3 protein-coding genes are annotated in these 10,044 nt (G+C 62.7%); all 3 read left to right on the forward strand.

Features of this window, described 5'->3' with window-relative positions; genetic code table 11:
• The first annotated feature begins 95 nt into the window (after positions 1-95).
• Positions 96-4,271 carry a DNA-directed RNA polymerase subunit beta gene (gene rpoB, locus ACRECS_RS12190; RefSeq protein ID WP_431583230.1) on the forward strand — a complete coding sequence of 1,392 codons (4,176 nt, stop codon included), beginning with the start codon at positions 96-98 and terminating at the stop codon, positions 4,269-4,271.
• 80 nt (positions 4,272-4,351) lie between these two features.
• The gene (gene rpoC, locus ACRECS_RS12195; RefSeq protein ID WP_431583231.1) at positions 4,352-8,623 is read left to right on the forward strand and encodes a DNA-directed RNA polymerase subunit beta'; all 4,272 of its coding nucleotides are present in this window, start codon (positions 4,352-4,354) and stop codon (positions 8,621-8,623) included.
• A gap of 596 nt (positions 8,624-9,219) precedes the next feature.
• Positions 9,220-10,044: TonB-dependent receptor plug domain-containing protein (locus ACRECS_RS12200; protein ID WP_431583232.1), on the forward strand; the 825-nt coding region annotated here is incomplete at its 3' end.

A 10,044-nucleotide genomic window follows, 5' to 3' on the forward strand; every position in this document is an offset into this window, starting at 1 on the left:
TCCGATGAGGATGACATGCGGCTTTTTTGCGTCTCTACGCGTGCCCCCCGGTGGATGCCGGGCGCGACATTCTTAGCTGTAAGGCAAAAAAATCCATGGCGACCAAGGCAATCGAGGGCACCGCTTCGCGGCGTGGCGAGGGCGGCACCGCAAAGCGCCGCATCCGCAAGGTGTTCGGCAACATCCACGAAGTGGTGCAGATGCCGAACCTGATCGAGGTTCAGCGCGAATCCTACGAACAGTTCCTGCGCTCCGATGCCTCGATCGGTTATGTCTCCGGTCTCGAAAAGACGCTGCGTTCGGTTTTCCCGATCCGTGATTTCGCCGGCACCGCCGAGCTCGACTTTGTCAATTACGAGCTCGAGCCGCCCAAGTTCGATACCGATGAATGCCGTCAGCGCGGTATCACTTATGCGGCGCCGATGCGCGTTACCCTTCGCCTGATCGTGTTCGAGGTCGATGCCGACACGGATTCGCGCTCGGTCCTCGATATCAAGGAGCAGGACGTCTACATGGGCGACATGCCCCTGATGACGGGCAACGGCACCTTCATCATCAACGGCACGGAACGCGTGATCGTCAGCCAGATGCACCGCTCGCCGGGCGTCCTGTTCGACCATGATCGCGGCAAGACCCACGCATCGGGCAAGTACCTCTTCGCTGCGCGCGTCATTCCGTATCGCGGTTCGTGGCTCGACTTTGAATTCGACGCCAAGGACATCGTCAACGTCCGTATCGACCGTAAGCGCAAGCTGCCGGTCACCGCGTTGCTGTACGCGCTGGGCCTGACCGGCGAGGAAATCCTCAATTACTTCTACAACCGCGTCACCTTCGTGCGCGGCCAGGGCGGCTGGATCATTCCTTTCCAGGCGGAAAATTGGCGCGGCCAGAAGCCGATGTTCGACATCATCGATGCGAAGACCGGCGAAGTCGTGTTCCCATCGGGCCAGAAGATCAGCCCGCGCGCTGCCAACAAGGCAGCCAAGGACGGCCTGACCGACCTGTTGATCCCGACCGAGGAAATCTTCGGCCGCTACAGCGCCTATGACCTGATCAACGAGACCACCGGCCAGATCTATATCGAAGCCGGCGACGAAGTCTCGGCCGAGAATCTCGAACTGCTCGACAAGGCCGGCATCGATCGCATCGAGTTGCTCGACATCGACCATGTCGCGACCGGCCCGTGGATCCGCAACACGCTCAAGGCCGACAAGGCCGAAGAGCGGGAGCAGGCCCTGTCCGACATCTACCGCGTCATGCGCCCTGGCGAGCCGCCGACGCTCGAAACCGCAGAGTCGCTGTTCAGCGGCCTGTTCTTCGATCCCGACCGCTACGACCTGTCGGCCGTCGGTCGCGTCAAGCTCAACATGCGCCTTGACCTCGATGCTGAGGACACGGTCACCACGCTGCGCACCGAGGATATCCTTGCGGTCGTCAAGACGCTGGTCGACCTGAAGGACGGCAAGGGCGAAATCGACGATATCGACAATCTCGGCAACCGCCGCGTGCGTTCGGTCGGCGAGCTGCTCGAGAACCAGTACCGCGTCGGTCTGCTCCGCATGGAGCGCGCCGTGAAGGAGCGCATGTCCTCGGTCGACGTCTCGACCGTGATGCCCAACGACCTGATCAACGCCAAGCCCGCAGTCGCCGCGGTGCGTGAGTTCTTCGGCTCGTCGCAGCTGTCGCAGTTCATGGATCAGACTAACCCGCTGTCGGAAGTCACCCACAAGCGCCGCGTGTCGGCACTTGGGCCGGGTGGTTTGACGCGTGAGCGCGCCGGCTTCGAAGTCCGAGACGTTCACCCGACCCATTATGGCCGCATCTGCCCGATCGAAACGCCGGAAGGCCCGAACATCGGTCTGATCAACTCGCTCGCCAGCTTCAGCCGCGTCAACAAGTATGGCTTCATCGAGACGCCGTACCGCAAGGTCGTCGACCATAAGGTCACCGATGACGTAGTCTATCTGTCGGCGATGGAAGAAGCCAAGCATACGATCGCGCAGGCAAACGCTGAGCTCGACGCGTCGAAGGGCTTTGTCGAGGAACTGGTGTCGTCGCGTCAGTCGGGTGAATTCCTGATGGCGATTCCCGACAACATCACGCTGATGGACGTCAGCCCGAAGCAGCTCGTCTCGGTCGCCGCATCGCTCATTCCGTTCCTGGAAAACGATGACGCCAACCGCGCACTGATGGGCTCGAACATGCAGCGTCAGGCTGTGCCGCTGGTCCAGGCCGAGGCGCCGTTCGTCGGCACCGGCATGGAAGAGACGGTTGCGCGTGACTCCGGCGCGGCGATCTCCGCCAAGCGCGCCGGTGTGGTCGACCAGGTCGATGCCGCACGTATCGTGATCCGCGCGACGGGTAGCGTCGAGGCCGGCCAGTCGGGCGTCGACATCTACACGCTGATGAAGTTCCAGCGCTCGAACCAGAACACCTGCATCAACCAGCGTCCGCTGGTGAAGGTCGGTGACGTGGTGAACACCGGCGACGTGATCGCCGATGGTCCCTCGACCGAGTTCGGTGAGCTCGCGCTGGGCCGCAACAGCCTCGTCGCGTTCATGCCGTGGAACGGATACAATTATGAGGATTCGATCCTCATCTCCGAGCGCATCGTGAAGGACGACGTCTTCACCTCGATCCATATCGAGGAATTCGAAGTCATGGCCCGCGACACCAAGCTCGGGCCAGAGGATATCACGCGCGACATCCCGAACGTCGGCGAGGAAGCACTGCGCAACCTCGACGAAGCGGGCATCGTCTATATCGGCGCCGAAGTGGAGCCGGGTGACATCCTGGCCGGCAAGATCACCCCCAAGGGTGAATCGCCGATGACGCCGGAGGAAAAGCTGCTCCGCGCCATCTTCGGTGAAAAGGCGTCGGACGTGCGCGACACCTCGCTGCGCCTGCCGCCGGGCGTTGCCGGCACCGTCGTCGAGGTCCGGGTGTTCAATCGCCACGGCATCGACAAGGACGAGCGCGCGATGGCGATCGAGCGCGAGGAAATCGAGCGCCTGAAGAAGGACTCGGACGACGAGCGCAGCATCCTCAACCGTGCGACCTGGTCGCGCCTGCGCGAGATGTTGCTCGACCAGACCGCGACGGCTGCGCCGAAGGGCGTCAAGAAGGGCGTGGTCATCGACCAGGACCTGCTCGACAGTGTCGATCGTCACGAATGGTGGAAGTTCGCCGTCGCCGACGACAAGATCCAGAGCGATCTGGAAGCGGTCAAGGTACAGTATGACGATGCTGCCAAGCTGATCCAGGACAAGTTCCTCGATCGTCGCGAAAAGCTGGAGCGTGGCGATGAGCTGCCGCCCGGCGTGCTCAAGATGGTCAAGGTGTTCGTCGCGGTGAAGCGCAAGCTGCAGCCGGGCGACAAGATGGCCGGCCGTCACGGCAACAAGGGCGTGATCAGCCGCATCCTGCCGGCGGAGGACATGCCGTTCCTCGCCGATGGTACTGCGGTCGACATCGTGCTCAACCCGCTCGGCGTGCCGTCGCGCATGAACGTCGGTCAGATCTTCGAGACGCATCTCGGCTGGGCCGCACGCGGCCTGGGACAACAGATCAGTCAAGCGCTGGAAGATTGGCGCGAAGCCAATCCAGACGCCGTGGCCGGCGCAATGCCCGAAGTCGTCAAGGATCGCCTCAAGACGGTCTATGGCGAGCAGTATCACGCAGAGATCGACGCCCGTACGAGCGACGAGATCATCGAACTGGCGCAGAACCTGCGCGGCGGCGTGCCGATGGCGACTCCGGTGTTCGACGGTGCCCGCGAAGCCGATGTTTCGGCGATGCTGGCGCTGGCGGGTCTCGATACCTCGGGGCAGAGCGATCTGTTCGACGGGCGTACCGGCGACAAGTTCGACCGCAAGGTCACCGTCGGCTACATCTATATGCTCAAGCTGCACCATCTCGTGGACGACAAGATCCACGCCCGGTCGATTGGCCCCTACTCGCTCGTCACGCAGCAGCCGCTGGGTGGTAAGGCGCAGTTCGGTGGTCAGCGCTTCGGTGAGATGGAGGTCTGGGCACTCCAGGCTTACGGCGCCGCCTATACCCTGCAGGAAATGCTTACGGTGAAGTCCGACGACGTGGTCGGCCGCACCAAGGTCTATGAAGCGATCGTCAAGGGCGACGACACCTTCGAGGCCGGCATTCCGGAGAGCTTCAACGTGCTCGTCAAGGAAATGCGCTCGCTGGGTCTGAACGTCGAGCTGAAGAGCATCGAGCAGTTCGACTCCGACGGCGTCGCGATCGCGGCGGAGTGATGGAATAGAGCCCTGCCCTTCCGGGGCGGGGTTCGATCCGCCGCTCGCACAGAATTTTCCCTCCCAGCGAGGAATTGAGAATGAACGAACTGACCAACTTCGCCAATCCGGTCGCCAAGACCGAAACCTTTGACCAGATCCAGATCGGCATCGCGTCCCCGGACCGGATCCGTTCGTGGAGCTTCGGCGAGATCAAGAAGCCGGAAACCATCAACTATCGCACGTTCAAGCCCGAGCGTGACGGCCTGTTCTGCGCGCGCATCTTCGGTCCGATCAAGGATTACGAGTGCCTGTGCGGCAAGTACAAGCGCATGAAGTACAAGGGCATCGTCTGCGAGAAGTGCGGCGTCGAGGTGACCGTTTCGAAGGTCCGCCGCGAGCGCATGGGCCATATCGAACTGGCCGCGCCGGTTGCGCATATCTGGTTCCTGAAGTCGCTGCCGTCGCGCATCGGCCTGCTGCTTGACATGCAGCTGAAGCAGCTCGAGCGCGTGCTGTATTTCGAAGCCTATATCGTGATCGAGCCGGGCATCACCCCGCTGGAAAAATACCAGCTGATGACCGAAGACGAGCTGCTCGACGCGCAGGATGAATATGGCGAGGACGCGTTCTCAGCCGGCATCGGCGCCGAAGCGGTCCGCATCATGCTTCAGGACCTCGATCTCGAGGGCGAGCGCAAGGAGTTGCTCGAAGAGCTGGCGGTCACCAAGTCGGAACTGAAGCCGAAGAAGATCATCAAGCGCCTGAAGGTCGTCGAGAGCTTCATCGATTCGGGTAACCGCCCGGAATGGATGATCCTCGAGGTCGTTCCGGTTATCCCGCCCGAGCTGCGCCCGCTGGTGCCGCTGGACGGCGGTCGCTTCGCGACGTCGGATCTGAACGATCTGTATCGCCGCGTGATCAACCGCAACAACCGCCTGAAGCGCCTGATGGAGCTGCGCGCGCCGGACATCATCGTCCGCAATGAAAAGCGCATGCTGCAGGAGGCCGTCGACGCCCTGTTCGATAACGGCCGTCGCGGCCGCACGATCACCGGCGCCAACAAGCGTCCGCTGAAGTCGCTGTCCGACATGCTCAAGGGCAAGCAGGGCCGCTTCCGTCAGAACCTGCTCGGCAAGCGCGTCGACTATTCGGGCCGCTCGGTCATCGTGACCGGTCCGGAACTCAAGCTGCATCAGTGCGGCCTGCCGAAGAAGATGGCGCTCGAGCTGTTCAAGCCGTTCATCTATGCCCGTCTCGACGCCAAGGGCCTCAGCATGACGCTGAAGCAGGCGAAGAAGTGGGTCGAGAAGGAGCGCAAGGAAGTCTGGGACATTCTCGACGAAGTCATTCGCGAGCACCCGGTCATGCTCAACCGCGCGCCGACGCTTCACCGTCTCGGCATCCAGGCGTTCGAGCCCGTGCTGATCGAGGGCAAGGCAATCCAGCTTCACCCGCTGGTCTGCTCGGCCTTCAACGCCGACTTCGACGGCGACCAGATGGCGGTCCACGTTCCCCTCTCGCTGGAAGCCCAGCTCGAGGCGCGCGTGCTAATGATGTCGACCAACAACATCCTGTCGCCGGCGAACGGCAAGCCGATCATCGTGCCGTCGCAGGACATGGTGCTGGGTCTCTATTATCTGTCGATGCTGAAGGAAGGCGAGCCCGGCGAGGGCATGCTGATTTCGGACATGGCCGAAGTGCATCAGGCGATCGAGGCCGGCGCGGTGACGCTCCACACCAAGATCACCACGCGCGTTCCGCAGACCGATGCGGACGGTAACGCGTACCTGAAGCGCTACGAAACCACGCCGGGCCGCATGCTGCTCGGTGAGTGCCTGCCGAAGAGCTCGAAGGTGCCGTTCGACACCGTCAACCGCCTCCTCACCAAGAAGGATGTGGGCGACGTGATCGACGAGGTCTATCGTCACACCGGCCAGAAGGAGACCGTGCTGTTCGCCGATGCGATCATGGCATTGGGCTTCAAGCACGCGTTCAAGGCGGGCATTTCGTTCGGTAAGGACGACATGATCATCCCGGACGCCAAGGTCGGCCTGGTCGATGAGACGCGCGCGCTGGTGAAGGATTTCGAGCAGCAGTATCAGGATGGTCTGATCACGCATCAGGAGAAGTACAACAAGGTGATCGACGCCTGGTCGGGCTGCGGTGACCGCGTTGCGACGGCGATGATGGACGAGATCAAGGCAGTGAAGAAGCTGCCGAACGGTCGCGAAGCGCCGATCAACTCGATCTACATGATGGCGCACTCCGGTGCCCGTGGTTCGCAGGCACAGATCAAGCAGCTGGCGGGTATGCGCGGGCTGATGGCCAAGCCGTCGGGCGAGATCATCGAAACGCCGATCATCTCGAACTTCAAGGAAGGCCTGACCGTCCTTGAGTATTTCAACTCTACCCACGGCGCCCGCAAGGGTCTCGCGGACACGGCGTTGAAGACCGCCAACTCGGGTTACCTGACCCGCCGTCTGGTCGATGTGTCGCAGGATTGCGTCATCATCGAGAATGATTGCGGTACCGAGCGTGCGCTGGAAATGCGCGCGATCGTCCAGGGCGGCTCGACCATCGCATCGCTCGGCGAGCGCATCCTCGGTCGTACGACCGCGGAGGACATTGTCGACACCAAGACCGGCGAGATCGTCATCCCCTCGGGCACGTTGCTCGACGAGCCGATGATCACGAAGATCGAGGCGATCGGCACTCAGGCCGTGAAGATCCGCAGCCCGCTGGTCTGCGAAACCAAGATCGGCGTGTGCGGCAAGTGCTACGGGCGCGATCTCGCCCGCGGTACGCCGGTCAACATCGGTGAAGCGGTCGGCGTCATTGCCGCCCAGTCGATCGGTGAGCCGGGCACCCAGCTGACGATGCGGACCTTCCACATCGGCGGCGCGGCGCAGCTCAACGAGCAGTCGAACCTTGAGGCGGTTGCCGACGGGACGATGGAGTATCGCGACCTTCGCATCATCATGGATCAGCGCGGCCGCCGAGTCGTGCTGAGCCGTTCGGGCGAAATCGCGATCGTCGACATGGACGGCCGCGAGCGTGCGGTGCACCGCATCCCGTACGGCGCCTATGTGATGTACGACGATGGCCATATCGTCTCGAAGGGCGATCGCCTGGCCGAATGGGATCCGTTCACCATGCCGGTGATCACGGAAAACCCCGGTGTCGTGAAGTATGTCGACCTGATCGAGGGCAAGACGCTGGTCGAACAGGCCGACGAAGCCACCGGCATCTCGCAGCGCGTGATCATCGAATATCGCGCCGCGACCAAGTCGAAGGAGGATCTGCGTCCGCGTCTGACCCTGCTCGACGGGGACTCGGGTGAAGCCGGCCGCTACATGCTCGCACCGGGCGCCACGCTCTCGGTCGAGGACGGCGCGCAGGTTTCCGGCGGTGACGTTCTGGCTCGTGTCAGCCGCGAAGCAGCCAAGACCCGCGACATCACCGGCGGTCTGCCGCGGGTGGCGGAGCTGTTCGAAGCGCGCAAGCCGAAGGAAAATGCGATCATCGCAAAGGTCTCGGGCCGTGTCGTGTTCGGCAAGGACTATAAGGCCAAGCGCAAGATCGGCATTCAGCCCGAGGATGGCGGTGAGGTCGTCGAGTATCTGGTGCCCAAGTCGAAGGTGATCGACGTTCAGGAAGGCGACTACGTCAAGCGTGGCGACAACCTGATCGGCGGCAGCCCCGACCCGCACGACATTCTTGAAGTGCTCGGGATCGAGCCGCTGGCGGAATATCTCGTCTCGGAAATCCAGGAAGTTTACCGACTTCAGGGCGTGAAGATCAACGACAAGCACATCGAGGTGATCGTTCGCCAGATGCTGCAGAAGGTCGAGATCACCGATGGCGGCGATACCACGCTGCTGGCCGGCGAGCAGGTCGATCGCGACGAGATGGATGCGATCAACGACAAGCTCGACAAGAAGGAGCGTCGCGCTCAGGGCAAGCCCGTCCTGCTCGGCATCACCAAGGCGTCGCTGCAGACCCGCAGCTTCATCTCGGCGGCGTCGTTCCAGGAGACCACCCGCGTCCTCACCGAGGCGGCGGTCCAGGGCAAGCAGGACACGCTGATCGGCCTCAAGGAGAACGTCATCGTCGGCCGTCTCATCCCCGCCGGTACCGGCGCGGGCATGAACCGTCTGCGGGTCGCGGCCTCCAGCCGTGACGCGGCACTGCGCGTCCAGCAGCGTCGCCTGCAGGAAGCGCTGATCGCGCCGAATTCGGCGGCGGAAGAGCGGGCAGCCGAGAAGCTGCGCGACATCGCCGACGACACGGGTAGCGATGCCCTGGCTTCGGTCGTGACCAGCGGCACCGGCACCGACGCCGATGCGGGCGAATATCTGATCAAGGAATGATCGGGTAGCGCCCTCGGCGCTGACAAGAATAAGCCGCCGTCCGGATCATCCGGGCGGCGGCTTTTTCTTTGTGCTGCGTCATTGCGCCTCTCTCCGTCATCTCCGCGACAGAGTAGCGGGTCGGGGGGGCAGGACTGGGGACTGGTGGCGGGAGATATGGGACACCGGTCATCGCATATCTCGGGCCGCCGTCGCGGCGAGAGGATTGAGATATGGGACACCGGTCATTCGCGTATCTCGGGCGGCGGCCGTGGCGAGAGGGTTGAGATATGGGACACCGGTGTGTCGCATATCTCCCTTCCCGCCATCTCAGTAGTGGGTGCTATAATATAATTATATCAGATATTTATCTATCGCTTCTCGATGGACGTCTTTCGCCATCCCCGCTTTCGCGGGGATGGCTGTGGTGGTTCGATTAAAATCCCCCACCAAATTGCGTCAGAAATGCAACAGCCCCGGCCAAATCCGAGACGATCGGGACCAGGGCCCCGAGCTTCACTTGCCCCCTGTTACAGAGCGGTTACGAATTGACTCGAACTCCGGGACACAATGGAGTCGCCTGCGGGGCGGATGCAGATACTCAACGGGGGATATCCATGAAAACCAGCTCAGCGCATCGGGCATTGTCGGTTTCTCGTCTCGCGACGACTCTGTCGCTGCTTGCTTTTGGCCTGGCACTGCCCGACATTGCCCATGCCGAGGACGAAACCCCTGCCCCGCAGGAACAGGCCGCACCCGACGAGATCGACATCGTCGTCACCGCGACGCGCCGGGCGGAGTCGAGCCGGGACGTACCGATCGCTGTCTCCGCCATCTCGGCCGAGAAGCTCGACGTGCTCAACTCGAGCGGCCTCGACGTCCGGTTCCTATCCGGCCGCACCCCCAGCCTGCTGGTCGAATCCTCGTTCGGCCGCACTTTCCCGCGCTTCTATATCCGTGGCCTGGGTAATACCGATTTCGACCCGACCGCCGCGCAGCCGGTGTCAGTGGTCTATGACGATGTCGCGCTCGAAAACCCGATGTTGAAATCCTTCCCGGTATTCGATCTGGCCAGCGTCGAAGTGCTGCGCGGTCCGCAAGGCACGCTGTTCGGCCGCAACACCCCGGCCGGCGTGGTGAAGCTCAATTCGACCGCGCCCAGCAGCACCTTCGGCGGCTATGGCAGCGTCTCCTGGGCGACCTACAACACAGTCAATGCCGAGGCGGCGATCGGCGGCCCGATCGGCGGCGGCTTCACCTTCCGCGCCTCCGGCATCTTGCAGCGGCGCGACAATTGGGTCACCAACACCGCCTCCCCCACTCTCGCCGATCGCAAGCTTGAAGGCTATCGCGACCTCGCCGGCCGGTTGCTGATCGGCTATGAAAGCGGCGACTTCTCCGCCCTGTTCAATGTCCATGCGCGCGATCTCGACGCCACGCCG

Source organism: Sphingomonas sp. (assembly GCF_050725575.1).
Lineage (GTDB): Bacteria > Pseudomonadota > Alphaproteobacteria > Sphingomonadales > Sphingomonadaceae > Sphingomonas.

What these genes read in the sequence shown, in the direction of transcription:
- rpoB (WP_431583230.1), top strand. Translation starts at nt 96, where the DNA reads ATGGCGACCAAGGCAATCGAGGGCACCGCTTCGCGGCGTGGCGAGGGC.
- rpoC (WP_431583231.1), top strand. Translation starts at nt 4,352, where the DNA reads ATGAACGAACTGACCAACTTCGCCAATCCGGTCGCCAAGACCGAAACC.